The organism is Butyrivibrio sp. LB2008, from assembly GCF_000621565.1.
Classification (GTDB): Bacteria; Bacillota; Clostridia; order Lachnospirales; family Lachnospiraceae; genus Butyrivibrio.
This window is the reverse complement of the sequence record NZ_KK211307.1, coordinates 195,378-213,626: the sequence shown is the minus strand read 5'-3', so window position 1 is coordinate 213,626 and position 18,249 is coordinate 195,378. Positions and strand designations below refer to the sequence as shown.

The window sequence follows — 18,249 nt, the reverse complement described above, 5'->3', positions numbered from 1 at the left end:
ACTTATCAGCAAGCCTGTTTCCTTGGCATATACTGCACTGCGATCCTGTTCTCGGGATTCACATCAACAAGATACAGAACCACAAGGAAAATCCACTCCAAAGGTTTCATCACAAAATAAGTTATGTCGCAGGCAATCTTATTATTCCTAATATAGTTCGCAATGGGAAATCCGTACTTATCATAAAAATCTCTGATACCCCTGTGCATCCTCGGAGTTTTTTCCTCAAGAACATTCTCAAATGCGTTAGCTATCATAAGCTGGCGATTCACAACAATCTCATGCCCATGTCTTTCACCCATCCTGAGCGGTTTTACAATTCTCTTATGTCCGCCTGCTGCCACAGTGCACAGATAATGTCCGTCACTTGGAAGATTCTGTGGCCCAATTCTCTGAGATAATGCCCAATCCGAAGTCTCCGTCCACACCTTTATGATTGCAGTCGGTTCCTGTCCAAAAAGTACCAGCACCGCAACAATTATTCCCAAGATCGGTATCATAAACAATAGCGCATAAACAGGCCATTTCTCAGACTTTAAAAGTATTGTGTTTAACTTCTTGATATAAGCATTTTTTCCGTAATTCTCACTGCAGTGCTGTTCAACACTGTTCCACTGTGAAATCTTCATCCTGATTATAGTGATCGACATCATCAAAACATTCGCAAGGAATATATAGCATGGCCAGACATAATTAAATTCATTTGACAGCTGAATAGCAAAGATCACCATTATCGTAAGCGCCAGATACATTGAAGCAATACAAAAAACCGTAATAAGCGGAGGAACTCCGTTTACATTACTGCTTTTTAGAACAAGCGCCCCAATAAATCCCAGCGTAGCTATAACTGCAAGCGTCAAAAGAGCCCCCGACCACACCGGTTGATGAAGATCGTTACCATAAAGCTGTGTATTCCAGCGATAAAAAAACTTCACCCCGGTTAAATCAAGCCATAGATATGAAGCAATGCTTCCGACAATCAGTGTTATTGCCCATACCAAATTCCTCAGATCGGTAAATCGCCCTATATCAATATCATCCTGCTTATACATAAAAAGCATACAGATCAAATTAAAAATCGTAATCGCGATCGGAATCGCAAAAACCATAATCTCAATAACCAAATTAAGCTTCCCCATAAACTCTTTCCTCCCCACATGCATTATCCCCATAATGCATCATTAAAAATATTCATACCTCTAATTACAATTAGCTCCCTTATCCGTCACTCTCTCCGCCGCAAATGCGCTCCCATAGTTCATTAAACTCTTCATTCGAAAGATTAAGCTCCTCTTCACGCATATATGGTCTGCCATGCTTAACTCCCATATATTCCTTACATGGACCGTCCATATAATAACCTTCGTAGTCATAATCCTTCGGCTTAGTCCTGCGAATCAGCTTTACTAGCTCCTTAGCTGCCTTTTCATCATCTTCAGTCCCGCAGATGGCAGGCCCCGTCGCTCCGCTGTATGCCATAATAATATGTTTCTCGCCGTTTTTCTTCATCGCACATATAAAGTATGTATACTGATTTTCAAGATCCTCAGTCTCAGAATCCGCATCTCCGAACAAAGTCATAAGCTGTCCGTATGCCTTCGGAAAGTTTTTATACTCTACAAGGCTGTATATACTGCAGATCTTAGCTCCGCCAAAGTTTTCTATCTCATCCTCGGTAGCTTTCCTGAAACTATATCCGATCATGAAAGGCTTAACGGCAATCGTATATGCCAGGAAAAAATACACTGCAAGAATTATGAATCTTCTCGGATTTATCTTGCTCGAGGCTTTAAGCTTCTCCTCGCTCACCCCATAGTCCGGAAAATCAGACTTTTTCATTTCTCTGGCAAAACCGTCTTCAACAGCCTTCCTGTACCATGTCGTTCCGCCGTTCTCCAAAATGTATCGTCTGCATCCTTCAGCTTTATCAGTATCTTCTGTTTTCTTGGCCAAAAGATATATCTTATAAGCTATCGATACTTTATCAAGTAATATCTTTTCTTCATTAAAACGAGCCGTCAGCTCCTTGCGCAGCTCTTCATACTTTCCGTTTTCAAATCCAAAAGCAAAATTGTCATTTAATAACAGCCTGTTATATTCTTTCTCAACCATGCTTCCTTTTTTGAATCTGATTTTCAGCTTCTGAACCGTAGTTGCACAATCATGCAAACTCTCCGCATCCATATAGTATTCCGCCACAAGGGAACGAATACATTCTCTGAAAAAAATACTGTTTTTACCCTTACAGTTAAGATCAATAAGCTTTATTATCTTGCCCGCAGCATTATTTTGTCCCGAACGAACCAATGCCACGCCGACATAAAAATATATCCCCGATAAATTTATCTTTTTCTTTCTGATCTTTTGCAGATAATAACAATAACGTGTCAGCCCTTCATCAGGACTACACTCCTTTTGTACTTTACATGTCAGTTCATTTATAAATTTCTTTCTGCGCTTCGAATAAATGCAGGTAATAATAAAAAAAGCCCATAATATAGGAACGAATATATACTCCCCTATCATCCCTCGCGTCTGCATATACAGCGAGATAAGTAAAATAATCGAAAGAATATGCGTCACACGATTTAGCACCAAAAACTTATTTACATTTTTCTTCGCCCACACCTTTTCCTCTTCATACTCTGTAGGCATTGCAATCTCAATTACTTCATCAACTTTACGGTTGTTTTTCATAACCTGTCACTCATTCACTTTCTCCCCAAACAATCCTTTATGTCAGTAAGACATAAAACTATCTTTGCTTCCGTTAAATACATTAAGATCTATATAAGTTTCAGCCCCGTTGTATCCATCAAGTCTTTTCCTGTTTGAACACTGCCAGAAAGTCCAGTTCACATCCCTCGGAACTTTGGAATAGACACTTCGGTACCACAAAGGACAATCATTGAAACCGTCTTTTACAATAGTCTCATAGCTTTCCTTACTGACATATATTATCGGCTTTACGCCGTAGTTGGCGAAAAGTTCATCCACCATGTCGCGAAGCTCTTTTGCAATCCCCTTTGCATCTATATCGCCCGCAGACCTAAAACTTCCGTAGTACTCAACATCTATAACAGGCGGAAGCATGCCTTCCTTATCTCCGACAGTACCGATAAAGTTACTTGCCTGATTTTTTCCAGGAGATTCAAAGCTGAAAAAGTGATATGCACCAATGCGCAGATCCGTGCCCGCTGCATTCTCCCAATTGGTCTTAAAATACTGATCGACATATCCCGATCCTTCCGTTGCTTTTATAAACGCAAACTGAATATTCTGAGAAGCCAGCACATTCCAATCGATATCTCCCTGATACGATGACACATCAACTCCGACAACAGGATATTTTCTTCTGCTTATATGATTAACCTGTATATATCCGTTGTACATAAGAAGAGCAACAGCAACTCCAAGTACAGCCAAAAGACTTATAGTCCCAATACAAATTTTAATTAACTTCTTAGCCTTATCAGACAACATAACTCCCCTCTATATAAAAAAGCATTTCGCGCACTGCAGAGCGCTTTTCCTATTTTAAAAAAAACTGCAAAACAGCAGATTTCTCTACTATCTTGCAGTCAAACCATCTTTCATAACTTTAAAAGATTTACAACTTTGCGTCCATACATCACTATATGTTTGCCAAACATTCTATATGATTTCACATCCGGCCTGAAAATTGTGTAAATAATTATTCACATTTTATCATGTAAAAAAATTATTATCAATCATCCACACGCTCTAAATTCTTAGATTTTATTTTCCTACGCAAACATGCCAATATTCAATTCCAAAAGGATTTTCCTCCCTGCACAAATACAGATCCTCATACTGCGCGTTGTGATACAAATCTTTTGTCACTTCACTTCGGAAGCTGGAACCATCTTGAAGTCTGACTTCAACATAATAGCTTGTTCCGCCTTTCCGTGAATGACTGGTCGATTTCGAAATATAAGTGCACTCCTCATATGCTACAGGAGAACTAAGCGAATAACAAACAGCACTAACAGTCAGCCCCACAACAAAAAGCATAATAAAAAAATAATAAAAAAGCTGTCTCTTTCTGTCTTCAAACCCACGTCCAACACATAGATATCCTATTATAAGCATTACCAAAAAAGCCACTACACAAAACAGATAAATTACGCTCTCCCCTTTATGTACATGTGCAAACACAAGCAATGTATTAAAGACATATAAATAGATCAGTGTTGGAAGTACAAACGCACTGTTATAGATAAAAGTAACATGCGTAGAAAGCCATTCTTTAGACGATTTTTCTTCATAATCATCTCTTCTCTTATTTGCTTCATCCCAATATGCAATATCCGAAAATCTGAGAGCATATATGTATCTTATCCATGGTAATAAAACCATAAATAAAATCAGTAGTTTCCGTGATGTCCATATATTAAAGTGAAACAATAAAATCAAGCCACCTTCAATAATATATATAATTAAAGAAATCAATTTAAACGTCTTTACTATTCTTTTACTTTGTTCAACTTCATAATTTTCAAAAGATTCTTCCATATTAGAAATAAACGCCCTTCTGTATTTAATAAAACATTAACATCTTATCATGACCTGTTTTTAATATCAATATATTCTAATCGTATATACAAACTTAAAAAACATCTATTTCAACATACTTCAGACATATTCCTCGCAAAAGATTTTATTTGAAAAATAGCTCGTTTTGAATTAATATATTCTTAATATATTATAAAGGAGTTACTTATGAAAAAAATGAAAAAGAAAGTTGTTATCGCTACTACAGCAAGTGTCGCTACCATGATACTCGGTACAGCATGCGCCTATGGCTCAGGTGTTGCAGGTAACGACTTTAATTACGACGAGACATATACAGAAAACACAACTTCAGATGCAAGCATAGAAAACTCAAGTGCACAGGAAGCTACTGATAATACACAGGACACTACCGATGCTTCACAGGACGCTACCGATGATGCCCGGAATGATTCGAATGAAACACAAGACGAGGCTAAAGATGACGATGAACCTTTCGACATGCCTATAGAAGTAATGTACGGATCACCTGAATCAATATCAAAATAATCGGTATTTAAAGGAAATAGCCATGAATAAAGAAAAAATGAAGCTATCCCACCTTGATCTTCAGTACGATGTAAGAAAAAAGTTCTTTAAAAAGCCGTATCTCAAACAGCTTTTCTTTGAGCTTACTTTAAATTGCAACGAACACTGCTGGCACTGCGGATCCAGGTGTGGTGATGTACACGCTGCGGAAATGAGCCCGCAGGAATGGAAAGATATACTCGATCAGTTAAAAGAGGATTTCGGAGATTCACTTCCTCAGATCAATATCACGGGAGGTGAACCACTCTTATATCGCGGCTTCGAAGAAGTAACGAGCTACGCTCACCAACTTGGTTTTAAGTGGGGAATGACTTCCAACGCGGTACTTATAACACCGGAAGTTGCCAAGATGCTCCAAAGATGCGGAATGAATACCATATCCGTAAGTATCGACGGCCTCCCCGAAACTCATGACAAAGTAAGAGGCCTTGAAGGCGCATACAAAAAAGCTATGGAAGGAATCCAAAACCTCATTGACCTTCAATGCTTTGAACATATCATGGTTACTACTGTTGTTAACCATGATACCATCGGCGAACTCGAACCGCTCTATGAAATAATGGCCGGCATAGATATCGACAGCTGGCGTGTTATGGGCATCGAGCCGATTGGTCGTGCACTTGAACATCCCGAGCTTCTTCTCACAGATGAAGACCAGCGCACCATTATGGAATTTATCCGCAGCAAAAGAGCTGACAACGAGCCCGTCACCTACGGTTGCTGTCACTACCTCGGCCTTGACTACGAAAGAGAAGTCCGCGACTGGTACTTCTTCTGTATGGCAGGAATCACCGTTGCCAGCATCACAGTAACAGGCGACGTATTCGGATGCCTCGACATCGACAGAACCCAGCCCGGCATCATCCAGGGCAACATCCACGAAAGACGCTTCTCCGATATCTGGAAAAACGAATTCAAATCTTTCCGCTACGACAGATCCGAAGACAACGAAAAATGCTCCACCTGCCCCGGTCGCAAATACTGCATGGGCGGCTCCTTCCACACCTGGGACTTCGCCACCAAAACCCAACGCCTCTGCCTCCTGGACGCACTAACCAAACCGGAACCAACTACTTAAAAGTCAAACACTCGAAATAAAGAACCAACACTCGATAAAAGTGCCAAATACTTAATAAAAAGCCCCCCTCGTTAAAAAAGGCCCAAATACATGATATAAAGAACTAAATATAAAAAAATCAAGTACTTGAAAAATCGCATACCTGATAAATCTTCAATGAACAGCCCGGGGAATTGGCATATATTCAGAAAATGTGCAGTTTTCGGACGAGCAAGATGATTTTCAAAATTTATAGAAGCAGGAACCGCCGACTTCCCTGAACGAACGTGAAAGGAGGCGGTTCCTGCTTCTATAAATTTATGAAAATCACTGCGCAGCCGTACACAAACATTTCTGAATATATGCCAATTCCCCGGGCGTACCTAAAGGCTACCACGTATGCGGTAGCCTTTTCTCTTTATTTGAATCCGAAGATTTTTTTGAATATGTGAGTGATCACACCCCAGAAGGAAGTGTCGGAATCTTCGTCTTCGCCAAGGAAGTAATCAAGATCTTCCGTTGAGTATCCACTTGTATTCTGGTCATATCCCCAATCGTTTCCATAAGGACATCCCTGCGTGTAGCCCGGACCGTTAGGTGCCGGATTATATCCTGTATTTCCGCCGCACTGTCCGTTTCCACCGTTAGAATTGTCATCCGGTGTAGGCCATGACCAATCATTTCCATCACTCTGCTGCCAGTTTCCGTTGCCATTGTCCTGCTGCCAATCATCATTATTGTTATTACTATCATTATTATTTTGGCTGCTGTTATCATCTCTCTGACTATCGTCAACTGTCGATCCATTTGAAGAAGAATCATTATTATTTGATTTATTATTTGATTTCTTATTTGAATCCTTATAAAATTCATCTGCAGGAAGCGCTTCGCTCACTCTTTCGCCGCCGTTGTCAGACTTAGATGCTGTATCTTTATCTACAGTACTGCCCGTATTTCCTGCATTTCCTCCGTTATCGGGTGTAGGAAGTACGTCTGAATTGTCCTTCTTCTTATTATCTTCTTTCTGCTCAGGCGCCTCGTTCTTCTTGGAATTGTCTTCTTTTGAATCACTCGTCTTTTCAGGTTCAGGTGTAGCTTCTTCCTTCTTGTCATTCTTATCATTGTTATTTACAGGTTCGGGAGTAGCCTCTGTGTTGCCCTTATCTTCAGTTGTCTTTTCAGGCTCGGGAGTAGCTTCTTCCTTCTTCTCTTCTACAGGTGCGGGTGCTCCGTCTGTAGCAGAGATCTTAACTTTATATGTAAATCTTGTGTCAGTCTCAGTTGTCTTTGAATTCCAGTCTGTATGATATCCCTTGAGATTATCGGGTGTTGCACAAACTACAAGGTAAGCCGACTTCTCGTCACCGTGAAGCGCGATTGATCCTGTTCCGCTGCTAAATGTCTCTGAATAACGAGTCTTGTTATCTGCAGTACTTGTAACAAGTGTAACTCTGAAATCAGATCCCTGAACTCCCGATGTGTTAACGAAATCAGCCTGGATTCCGCCCTTCTTGAGATCGACATTAAGAGGAATAATGTTAAAGCCCGTCTGCATAGGTGCTTTGTTTGCAGGAACGGCCTGATAGCCTTCATTATCGGGTCTTGAAAGCGTTGTATATATCTTCTCGCGGTTTCCTGCTTCTCTCAAAGTCTCATTGTTGAGATGCTCAAGATAGAATTTCTGTCTGCTGAAATCCATAGTTGCAAGTCTCTTTGACATTCCTCCGAGAATAGTCTTAATAGAAACTCCCGAAAGTCTCTCTATTGTTGCATACATAGAAGAATCCTGCTGCTTGTTCTCAAGGATCTTATGCATAAGCTCCATTCCAAGTCCGTCGATGTGATCGGGATTCTCGGAAATATAGAGGAATATCGGCCATGTATCATACCAGTTAAGCATATGAGGGACATAGTAATCCGCGTTAATAAGGTAAGGTGAAAAGAAATCCGAATAAGGTCCGAACTTCTTTCCGTGGTAGCAATAATACTCACTACCAAGGAACTGATCTCTAAACCAGTTGGCGGTTGACTCATACCATGGATAATCAATATTTCCGCCCTGATAATATGTAAACACATGCGCCAGCTCATGTGGTAAAACCCAGCTTGGATTGGGATCCGAAACTACCATTGCTCCGGGAGCAACAAAAAGAAATCCAAAGCCCTCTCTGTCTCTGTTCATGTAAGCCCAGTTATCTTCAAATGCCCTAAGGCCAGTATTTGAAATATATACATTGGTTTTAAATTTTTGATTACCGGATACACCGATATCTTTCATCCCAAGTTCCTGAGTATAGAAAGCATAGATATTTTCAAGATTTGTAAGATTTCCTTTGATAAACTCTTCGTCAATTCTGATATTTGTAGAATTGCTTTTGCCCCATATGATCTGGAAATGCTCAGAAGCCATACGGTTTACGCTGTTATCCGAAAGTGAATAGAAAGCATCACGTACTTTATACGCATCATTTCTTGTAAGATCCACTATATTCGACGCTGCTACAGGCGTTGTCGAAATCGTATTAACAGGTGCTGCCTTTATATCAATACTTTGAAGAGGCGAAACCGCCAGTACCGCCGCCATTCCGACTGCAGTCAAAGTAGATAATAGTGCTTTTTTTCTCATTTTCTGTACCCCCGATTGCTATTTACACAGTGCCACCATACATAATGTCAATTTAAAAACCAACATTTAAAACAGAGTTATTGCTAATGTTTTATTAACATTTTCTCGTAAATAAAAATGCCACATAGAAAAAATTTCATCGGTAAATATATCCCCATATATCTATATACCGTATTTTTCTTATCAACTCATCTGACACTAAACTATTAATATTTTTGTTACAATTATTACTTTATCATTAACCTTTATTAAAATCAACCCACAAATATTAATTTAGTGCTATCATATCAATATACAGTTGATATATATCGGAGGATTCATATGTTTTTTCTTATAAAAAACGAACTGGAAGAATGTAGCGCTGAGCAGTGCCATGATGCTGCCGCACCCTATGTAGCCGTACTTACGCAGGCTCAGTGGGCTGAACAAAATGAAAACTTTGATATGGGAATAGATTTTGATATAAACAGCGAGGAAATCTTCGCTACAAAAGCAGAAGTCAATTATGATTCGCTTACAGGAACTTTCTTTATCCCAACGCAGTCTTCTCACACATCTGTGCCTCAGCGATTCTCATTTGCACTTGATGAAACCGGAATTGTTTTTATAGATGAAAGCGATACCGCTCTTCGCCTTGTACAAAGAATAAGACGTTACAAGAAATGGAAAAAGCCCTGTCTTGAGCGTTTCTTATATGATTTTCTGGAACTCATTATCCATAATGACCTTCAGACAATGCAGAAATATGAACTTGAGCTGGACAGCCTTGAAAAAGAAATAATGTCAAATGCCGAAACAGCACACATGGAGCGCAATAATGATATCCGCGGCGACATCAGAGATCTGCGCATTCACTACGAGCAGCTTTTGGATTTAGGCCAGGAACTTGAAGAAAATGAAAACGGATTCTTTAAAGAAGAAAACCTTCGCTACTTCCATATGTTCTCAAGCCGCGTAGACAGATTGTATGACTCCGCAACGCATCTTCGTGATTATACCATCCAGCTTAACGACCTCTACCAGTCTCAACTCGATGTAAGGCAGAACAGAATAATGACCGTCCTTACAGTCGTTACCACTATCTTCATGCCTCTGACACTTATCGTCGGATGGTACGGAATGAATTTTAAATATATGCCGGAACTTGAGTCCCGAATGGGCTATCCCGTTGTGATAATCCTGAGCATACTTATAGTGAGCGGAAGTCTTATTTTCTTTAAGATAAAAAAAATCTTGTAAATCCTCATATTTAGGAAATTCCTATCAAAAAAGCCCTGTCCATACTTGCATTTACTGCAAAATGGACAGGGTAAGCTGACTGTGATTCGACTAACAAGCATAAACATCCGAAATATCCAATACCGCCTCTATCTTCTTCACCAATGATTCTGCTGCCTTTTTGTGAGCCGCATGGCCGGGATGCGATCTCGAGCCAAACTCTCCGGCAAGTGTCGGCGGAAGCTGATGATAATATACCTTGCTGTCGTTTTCCTGCTTGGAATACTCAGCAACTGCCGCTGACAGCAGGTTTGTCATCTGAGTGTTAATTATATCAGAATCCTGAAGCAGCATTCCGTAAGCCCATATTATTATGGCACCCGGACGCTTCTCTCTGACCTTTTTCAAAAAAGCTTTTGCACCGTTCTTAAGCGCTGCCACATCCTCCGACGGGATCTCACCTTTTTCATTCAGATAGTGAATATTATCACTTCCCATGCTCCTTGCAGCTTCATGACTACTTACGGAATATGCACCCGCATCATTCGTACCCAAATTAATAATGACGATATCAGGTTCAAAAAGAGAGAAATCATATTTCTCATAAGTCCCAAGCTCACAAGCTTTTCCGTCCGGAACAAGCCCGCACACCTCATCATAGAATAACGGCATATTTTCTTTCGGATTGCCATTCCAGGACCACACAAAGCCATAACCGCTCTGGCTGAAAACCTCATAGTCAGCCCCCAGTTTTTGAGCTGTGATATATGTATAATTATCGACAGCATCAAAACATGCGCTGTTCCACTCCTGTTCACTTACAGGCCCCATGCAGCCTTCGCCTGATGTTATACTGTCTCCTATGAACTCAATCCTATGCCCCGGTTCATCTACAATTTCAAATGTACCATCGGTCAAAACAGCTTCAATCCGTATCAGGGTATCACCATCCGCCGCCATAGCGGGTGTATCTCGCATAATCTTGATATTTCTGAGCGGAATATCACTTTCGCCTGGTCCCGCATTTCCTTGCCAGATTGTGATCTCATTTATTCCCTTTTCAAGCGGTCTCTTCTGATATCTTACACCTTCAACAAGTACATCAATCCACGGCTCAAAAACTGAATAGTCTGCATAACAGCGAAGTTTCACCACAGTGGCACGTACATTCATTTCTATTCCCGAACCATTCCAGAACAGCGTTAAAGGATCAAGACATGCAGTTCTCCTGCCATGAATCTTCAATTTTTCTATTTCTGAAATTTTATACTCTCTAAGCATATTCTCACCCTCAAATATATGTGAAAAGCGCTTCACACTCTCCGCATATTTCATAATTCCCATCACCTGCCGGTATGAAAAAGCTGTCGCCCTTTTTAAATCTCACATCCTCGTTGCCATTCTTTATTTCTCCTTCTCCCGAAAGGAAAAGAATATGCAAAAACGAAGTCTCATCAACCGTTCCGCTAAGCTTATTCATGATCTTACCGCTTAAATTGACTTTATCAACCGTAAAATATTTGCAGTTTCCGATATGTGGTTCAGGTCTCGGAACTTTTTTTACAGGAAAAAGATCTGTAACTTCAAGCGCTTTTTCTATATGAAGCTTTCGCAGATTCCCGTTTTTATCACGTCTTCCGTAGTCATACACCCTGTAAGTAACATCGGAATTTTCCTGAATTTCAGCAAGAAGAATCCCCTCACCTATTGCATGCAGAGTATCCGCCTCAATGAAAACCACATCCCCCTTGCTTACGGGATAAGCATTAAGAACTTCTGTAAGAGCCTGATTTTCTATGCGCTTTCGAAACTCTTCTTTGGAAATCTCGCGATTAAAACCATAATACAAAAAAGCATTATCCTTGGCATCAATTATATACCACATCTCCGTCTTTCCATACTGTCCTTCTTTTTTCAGGGCGTAATCATCTGACGGATGCACCTGCAATGACAGATCTTTCCTTGCATCAATAAGCTTGATAAGTATCGGAAAGTCCTTAAATTTCTCACAGTTTTTCCCAAGAACCTTCTTACCGTTTTCATTTATATAATCTGTGAGCGTCTTCCCCTCAAACTCACCGTTTTCGATTACAGACTCACAACCTGGATAGCACGACAACTCCCAGCTTTCCGCGGTCACATCGCCTGCCGGTCTTTTACCGAATTCGTCGACAAGGCGGTTTCCTCCCCACAGATAATCTTTGGTGGGAGCCTGTAGTTTTAATACTGCCATATTTGCTCCTTAAATCTCATTTTTTAAAACTTCAAGATTTTTCTTTATAAGCTCGCATCTTTGCTGCACACAAAGCACGCTTCTGCCGGGATCTTCGGGAGTTCCGAAGATATAATCACTAAGAAGTTCAATACTTGTTTTTGCAACATATACCCTTGTATCGCTGCCTGCATAATAAAGAAGAATATCGCCGTTTTCTTCTACAATCGCGCCGTTTGAGAATACAACGTTTGAAACATCTCCTACTCTCTCCCATCCAAGCGGTCCAAGAAGAAGTCCTCCGGGCTCTGCTATAACTTTTCCCGGGTCATATAGATCTGTTGCATAGGCATAAAGGACATATCTTAGTCCTGCTGCCGTATTTCTTACGCCGTGCGCAATGTGAAGCCATCCCTTGTCTGTCTTTATCGGTACAATGCATTCACCGTTCTTAGCTTCCGTGATCTGATGATATCTCCTTCTGCTAAGAATCTTTTCCTCATCTATTACTGCATGTTCAATATCATCACACAATCCAAAGCCTATACCACCGCCGCTACCGGTATCAATAAAGCTGTCCATTGGACGGGTATAAAAAGCATATTTCCCGTCAACAAACTCAGGATGAAGAACAACATTTCTCTGCTGAGGTGAGCGTTTTGTAACAAGATTCGGAAGTCGCTCCCACTTTTTAAGATCTTTTGTCCTTACTATTCCTGCTGCCGCAACTGCCGCCGAGAGATCGTTTGTGGAATCATCGTGACTCTCGGAACAGAACACTCCGTATATCCAACCATCCTCATGCTGCGTAAGCCTCATGTCATAGACATTTGTCTCCTCCTTGCAAGTGTCATCAAGCAATATCGGATAATCCCAAAATCTGAAATTATCTATACCGTTATCACTTTCAGCAACTCCGAAAAAAGACTTTCTGTCATTGCCTTCTATTCTGGCAACAAGATAATACTTCCCATTAAGCTTAATGGCTCCTGAATTTAGAACTGCATTTATCCCAAGCCTCTCCTGAAAATTCGGATTACTCTTTATATCAAGATCGTATTTCCACGTAAGCGGAATATGCTGTCTTGTAAGAACCGGATATTTATATCTTGTATATACTCCGTTATAAAAATCCGCAGGTTCATTCTTTCGCGACATGAGCTTTTCCTGTCTGTCCTTTTCAATGTAATATCTCTCATGTAACATTTCTTGTTATTACCTCCAAACACATTCTTCCGTTATGATACGGACACTTCCACGGTTCAACTATAGGCTCGTCCTTCGCGGGTACGCCGTTTTTATCGACATACCAGAACCACTCAGATCCGGGTCTCTTATCGATGATGTATTCCTTTATGTAATCCCAAAGAGCCCGTGCCGCCTCAAGATACTCTTTTTTCTCAGGATGTCTTTCGTAGGCGTCCAGAAATCCATTGATTCCCTCAGCCTGCACCCACCAGACTCTGTCCTCTTTTACAACTGAATCCTGTCCCTCGGCGGGAATGGATTTTCCGTCAAATGCAACTTTGTATACTTCACTCGCCATCTCTTCCGTCATTCTGCCGATCTTTGCCGAAAGGTTGCCGTCACCTAGAATATCAGCAGTCCTATTGATCAGCCATGCCGCTTCTATATCATGCCCATAGGAATAAAGATCGACCAGGCTGTTATAATCTTTGTCAAAAAAGACTTCCTGTCTGCGAAGCTTTGGATTGTATATCTTGGTACTTACTATTTTCAGAATCTCATATAAAGATTTTCTGACTCTGCCATCCCCCGATACCCTGTAAAGCTCCGTATATCCTTCCATAACATGCAAAAGAGTATTCATACTCCTTGCCGCATCGGTACCGTTTTCCGACAGTTTTTCATTTGATACAGGCTTGAATTCTCTGTCGAATGCTTCAAGATATCCGCGCTCATCACGCATTTTCTTTTCTATAAGCTCGTAGAGCGAAATAGCCATCTTCAGTGCTTCCCAATCTCCCGATGCATCAAAATATGCAGACAGTCCGTAGATGGTAAAAGCCTGATTATATGTATGTTTTGTAGTATCAAGAGGCTTTCCGTCATAAGATACCGACCAGAATACCCCGCCATATTCATCATCAATGCAATATTTTTTAAAAAACTCATACGCATGTGTTGCCTCGCTTAATAGCGTTTTATCTACGAGAACTTTGTATGCGCTTGAGAAAAACCATAATATCCTGCTGTTTAGTATGCAGCCTTTCTCATATTTTTTGTCAACGGCAAGATCAAATCCCATATAACCGTAATATCCGCCGAATTCATCATCTCTTAAGCCTTTCCAAAACGGTATGATCCCATTCAGAAGATGCTCCTTTATTTCATTAACCACTACTTATCACCCCTTTACCGCACCGGCAGCAACGCCGTTATAAATCTGTTTCTGACAAAGCAAGAATATTATCAGAGCTGGAAGAAGTGACATTATCACGCCGGCACAGATAAGATGATACTGATTACCCATAGGCCCCGTGAATGTATACAATGATGTAGCTACCGTACAGAGTCTTTTTTTATCCTGAAGATACAGATTTGCGCAATAATACTCGTTGTAAACGCCAACGCCCTTAAGAATCAGATTCGTGACAATCGCCGGCTTTAAGAGCGGGAGCAGTATCTTTGCATAAATCTGGAAATAATTCGCGCCGTCCAAAAATGCGCTTTCATCAAGTGACACAGGAAGATTTTCAAAAAACTGAATGTAGATGTAAATTGACATTACATCGGTTCCCATCATCATAATGATGTATCCGTACAAAGTATTTACAAATCCAAGATTTACCATTATTTCATATACTGAAACCTGCATTGCAATACCCGGAAGAAGTGCCGCAAAAGTAAACAGATTCCTGATAAGCGCATTGCCCGGAAAACTAAATCGGTTTAAGACATATGCAAGCTGAGAGCCTATCAATGTCGATCCCGTAAGCACAAACAAAAGAATTATACCGGAGTTGATAAACGCTCGCCCCATATTTGCCTGGGCAAAAGCCTGAACATAATTGGAAAAATTAAAAAAGTTTTCCGGAAGTGTCATAACATTGGTGCTCTGATACTCAACCTCTGTTTTCAGCGAAGTTATGACACAGGATACTATAGGCAGTACTGCCAAAAAAGCACAAAGTGCAACAGAAGCATACTTTATGATTCCCCAAACAATATCACCAATACGCATCTTTTTCTTCGGAACAACACTTGCAATTACTGTATTTGATGACATTATCTACCTCCTCTATGCATCTGCATTCTTGCCTTTGCTTCCCTTTTACGCTGTTTCTTGAATGCTCTTTCATCCATATCTGTTCCCGCATTTCTGAACAGGAACCTAAATATTGCGTCCTGAATAAATTTGGCAATGAAGATGATCACAAGAAGGAATACTGCCATCGCACTGGCAAGTCCGACCTTCTGACTTGTATGAGCAATATCATTCATTACTACAAAGAATGTTCCCGTACCGTTTGCACCGCTTGTTATAACAAAAGGCGGCTCAAAGGCTGAAAGAGATCCTGTAATAGCCAAGATTACATTCAGTGTTACTATTGTCTTTATGCTTGGTAAAATGATATGCCAGAACGTCTGCCACTTATTTGCACCATCTATCGACGTTGCTTCATAAAGCGTACTGTCCACCGACATCATTGCCCCAAGGAAAAGAACCATTGTAGAGCCCAGGTATCTCCATACCGAAGAATATACAAGTGACCAATTGTTTATCGATTGGTCTTTTAACCAATACGGAAGATCATTCGGATTGAAACCTATCGCTTGGAGAACCGTGTCCAGAACAAATCCTCTTGTGTAAAAAAACTTGAAAATGAATCCGATAGCTATACCATTTATCAGATAAGGGAAAAAGATAAATCCTTTCCAGAAGTTTTCAGCTTTTACCTTAAAGCAGAATATTGTTGCAAGATATAATGCAAGAAATACCTGAATAACCGCTCCGGCCATATAATACAGTGACAAAAGCAGCGTTCTCAGAATATCTTCACGCTTAAAAATCTGTATATAGTTTTTGAATCCCACGAATTTCCTAGGTCCAATGTATTTCATGTTATAAAAGCTGAATTGGACCATTTTGCCAAAAGGATAATATGTGAACAAAATCAGTAATCCTACCGGAATAATGAGAAATGTTAATATTACCTGTGCCTGTTTCCACTTTCTTTTGTTCATAGGGTTATCTCACTTTCTTTCTATAAGTTGAGGCGGAATCGTACAATTCCGCCCCTCCCCCGTTACTCATAAAAAAATTTATGTGTCAATTGTCTGTCAATTATCTGTTAGTCGTCTATATCTACTCCGTTAAGTTCCTGTGCTTCTGTCCACGCTTTATTCCAACTGTCCATAATCTGGTCAAAAGTCATATCACCGTTGGATGCATGCTCTATGATCGCCTGAACTTTCTTGTCACCACCGCTGTTAATGCTAAGTTCCGAATCGGAATTGAGTGTATCTTTAAGATCTTCTTCTCCAGCAAGTGCCGGTTCATCTGAAACATATTCAACTCCGTCAAATGCCGCATAAAGATCGGGATATTTGTCATCTTCGGCATTGATAGGAATACCGCCTTCGTTGTATGAGTATCCCGACTCATTTGTCATCCACTTTACAAAAAGAAGTGACGCCATACGATTTTCATCGCTTGCATCCTTATTGATTCCGAATGCGTAATCAGGACCTGCTGTAGCATACTGCTTGCCGTTAACCGTGATAGGGAAGCTCATATATCCGATGTCCTCAGGCTTATCTCCTGCTGCCTGCATCTGAGAATATGCCCATGAGCCAAGTACCATAGTTCCGATCTCGCCTCTGTTAAGCATGCCCTTGCTGCCTTCCCAGTCTGTAGTTGAATAGTCATCCTCGATAAGACCTTTTGCAACCGCATCATAAAGGACTTTGTACACATTGTATGCATGTGATCCGTCACCGGGATCTGCGAAAGGATTTGCCGTATGAGCAAGCTTCTGATTCATGTATGTTGCATCACCTGTAGCAGTTCCCGCAATATATGCATCCCATGCTCCCATTGTCCAGCCTGCTGCATAGTTTGTGTAAAGAGGAATCGCATCCGTCTTTTCTTTTATCAGAGTTAAGTCATTTATAAATTCCTCAGGTGTCTTGGGTAAAGTTGTGATTCCTGCCTTCTCAAATACTGCCTTGTTATAAAGAACACCCTGAGCATTTCCCGTAGACGGAACCCCGTAACATATTCCGTTATACTGCTTGTCCGTAGCAAAACGGATAGCACCTTTCATCTGATCTACTGTTCCATACGGCATGAAATAATTCGAGAGCTCAGATGCATCGATCGCCGGTATCATCATAATATCGCCCCAGTCACCACCCTGAAGACGAAGAAGCGAATCTTCCGCATAATCTGTAATAGCTTCAAATTCTACTGTAATTTCGGGATAAATCTTATTAAATTCCGCAACATAGTCTTTCCAACTTTTTCCCGAATAATCATCACCAACCATGTCCGTTCTATGTGTCAGAATCTTGATCTTAGTTTTGATATCCTTCCCAGTCTCGCCCAAAACAACAGCTGTATAGTTGTTATCCGGAGCATCTGCTGTGCCGCCGTTGCCGGCATTCCCCGTATCACCGGCAGTTCCGGAGCCTCCCGATCCGGATTCTGCGCCTGTGCCCGGCGAAGAGCCGCATGCAACAAAAGATACAGCCATAGCTGCAGTAGCCAATAGTGCAATAGTCCTTTTAAATTTCATTTCATTCACCCCTTTAATTAATTTAAGTAAAACCATGGTTCCAATACATTGTTCTTAAGTTAATTAATATTATATTTGTTCATCACCATTTTTCAATAGTACTTTTACAAAATTCAGTAAAAAAGAGCCGTTTCGTTAATCATCAACAAAACGGCTCCTTAAATATTGTTAATTATTTATAGACATATCTTCTTAAATTAACTTAAATTAATTAAAACATTCGCTCGCGAAATGCCCACGCGCGAGCGGTATT

General features: G+C 40.6%; 15 protein-coding genes and 1 riboswitch. Of the genes, 3 read left to right on the top strand and 12 right to left on the bottom strand.

Annotation, left to right across the window (positions count from 1 at the left end; genetic code table 11):
* Window positions 1–5: 5 nt before the first annotated feature.
* From T356_RS19795 to T356_RS0115690, 4 genes are all read right to left on the bottom strand, one after another.
* Window positions 6–1,139, bottom strand: coding sequence for a DUF6688 domain-containing protein (locus tag T356_RS19795; protein ID WP_051563492.1), 1,134 nt, complete (start codon window positions 1,137–1,139; stop codon window positions 6–8).
* A gap of 79 nt (window positions 1,140–1,218) precedes the next feature.
* Window positions 1,219–2,697, bottom strand: coding sequence for a hypothetical protein (locus T356_RS20625; RefSeq protein ID WP_051563491.1), 1,479 nt, complete (start codon window positions 2,695–2,697; stop codon window positions 1,219–1,221).
* Window positions 2,698–2,739: 42 nt separating this feature from the next.
* Window positions 2,740–3,483 (bottom strand): GH25 family lysozyme, encoded by a 744-nt coding sequence (locus tag T356_RS0115695; RefSeq protein WP_035781359.1) that lies wholly within the window; start codon window positions 3,481–3,483, stop codon window positions 2,740–2,742.
* 90 nt (window positions 3,484–3,573) lie between these two features.
* Window positions 3,574–3,657, bottom strand: a riboswitch (cyclic di-GMP riboswitch).
* A 102-nt stretch (window positions 3,658–3,759) separates the two neighbouring features.
* Entirely contained in the window at window positions 3,760–4,380 is a 621-nt protein-coding gene (locus tag T356_RS0115690) for a hypothetical protein (RefSeq protein ID WP_155839062.1), read from the bottom strand.
* A 363-nt stretch (window positions 4,381–4,743) separates the two neighbouring features.
* On the opposite strand from T356_RS0115690, the gene T356_RS0115685 reads away from it, so the two are divergent.
* Together T356_RS0115685 and T356_RS0115680 are read left to right on the top strand one after the other, a co-directional pair.
* Complete coding sequence (locus tag T356_RS0115685; protein ID WP_026515311.1) at window positions 4,744–5,082, top strand: hypothetical protein; 339 nt, start codon at window positions 4,744–4,746, stop codon at window positions 5,080–5,082.
* A gap of 22 nt (window positions 5,083–5,104) precedes the next feature.
* A complete protein-coding gene (locus T356_RS0115680; RefSeq protein ID WP_026515310.1) occupies window positions 5,105–6,199 on the top strand; it encodes a radical SAM/SPASM domain-containing protein in 1,095 nt (364 codons plus the stop codon).
* A gap of 397 nt (window positions 6,200–6,596) precedes the next feature.
* Here T356_RS0115680 and T356_RS20620 read toward each other — a convergent pair whose 3' ends face one another.
* Complete coding sequence (locus T356_RS20620; protein ID WP_051563490.1) at window positions 6,597–8,804, bottom strand: DUF6055 domain-containing protein; 2,208 nt, start codon at window positions 8,802–8,804, stop codon at window positions 6,597–6,599.
* A gap of 321 nt (window positions 8,805–9,125) precedes the next feature.
* Between T356_RS20620 and T356_RS0115670 the strand changes: the two genes are divergently transcribed.
* Entirely contained in the window at window positions 9,126–10,043 is a 918-nt protein-coding gene (locus tag T356_RS0115670; RefSeq protein WP_026515309.1) for a magnesium transporter CorA family protein, read from the top strand.
* A 90-nt stretch (window positions 10,044–10,133) separates the two neighbouring features.
* Here T356_RS0115670 and T356_RS0115665 read toward each other — a convergent pair whose 3' ends face one another.
* The 7 genes from T356_RS0115665 to T356_RS0115635 form a co-directional block, all read right to left on the bottom strand.
* On the bottom strand, window positions 10,134–11,357 hold the full coding sequence (locus T356_RS0115665) for an SGNH/GDSL hydrolase family protein (RefSeq protein WP_051563489.1): 1,224 nt from the start codon (window positions 11,355–11,357) through the stop codon (window positions 10,134–10,136).
* A complete protein-coding gene (locus T356_RS0115660; RefSeq protein ID WP_026515307.1) occupies window positions 11,314–12,255 on the bottom strand; it encodes a type I phosphomannose isomerase catalytic subunit in 942 nt (313 codons plus the stop codon). The genes T356_RS0115665 and T356_RS0115660 overlap by 44 nt, the downstream gene beginning before the upstream one ends.
* 9 nt (window positions 12,256–12,264) lie before the next feature.
* A complete protein-coding gene (locus tag T356_RS0115655; protein ID WP_026515306.1) occupies window positions 12,265–13,440 on the bottom strand; it encodes a glycoside hydrolase family 130 protein in 1,176 nt (391 codons plus the stop codon).
* Window positions 13,430–14,596 carry an AGE family epimerase/isomerase gene (locus tag T356_RS0115650; protein ID WP_026515305.1) on the bottom strand — a complete coding sequence of 389 codons (1,167 nt, stop codon included), beginning with the start codon at window positions 14,594–14,596 and terminating at the stop codon, window positions 13,430–13,432. Before T356_RS0115650 ends, T356_RS0115655 begins: the two co-directional genes overlap by 11 nt.
* A gap of 6 nt (window positions 14,597–14,602) precedes the next feature.
* The gene (locus T356_RS0115645) at window positions 14,603–15,439 is read right to left on the bottom strand and encodes a carbohydrate ABC transporter permease (RefSeq protein WP_035781466.1); all 837 of its coding nucleotides are present in this window, start codon (window positions 15,437–15,439) and stop codon (window positions 14,603–14,605) included.
* A 44-nt stretch (window positions 15,440–15,483) separates the two neighbouring features.
* The gene (locus T356_RS19780; protein ID WP_051563488.1) at window positions 15,484–16,443 is read right to left on the bottom strand and encodes a carbohydrate ABC transporter permease; all 960 of its coding nucleotides are present in this window, start codon (window positions 16,441–16,443) and stop codon (window positions 15,484–15,486) included.
* Window positions 16,444–16,550: 107 nt separating this feature from the next.
* Window positions 16,551–17,996, bottom strand: coding sequence for an ABC transporter substrate-binding protein (locus T356_RS0115635; RefSeq protein WP_026515303.1), 1,446 nt, complete (start codon window positions 17,994–17,996; stop codon window positions 16,551–16,553).
* Between the last annotated feature and the right edge of the window lie 253 nt (window positions 17,997–18,249).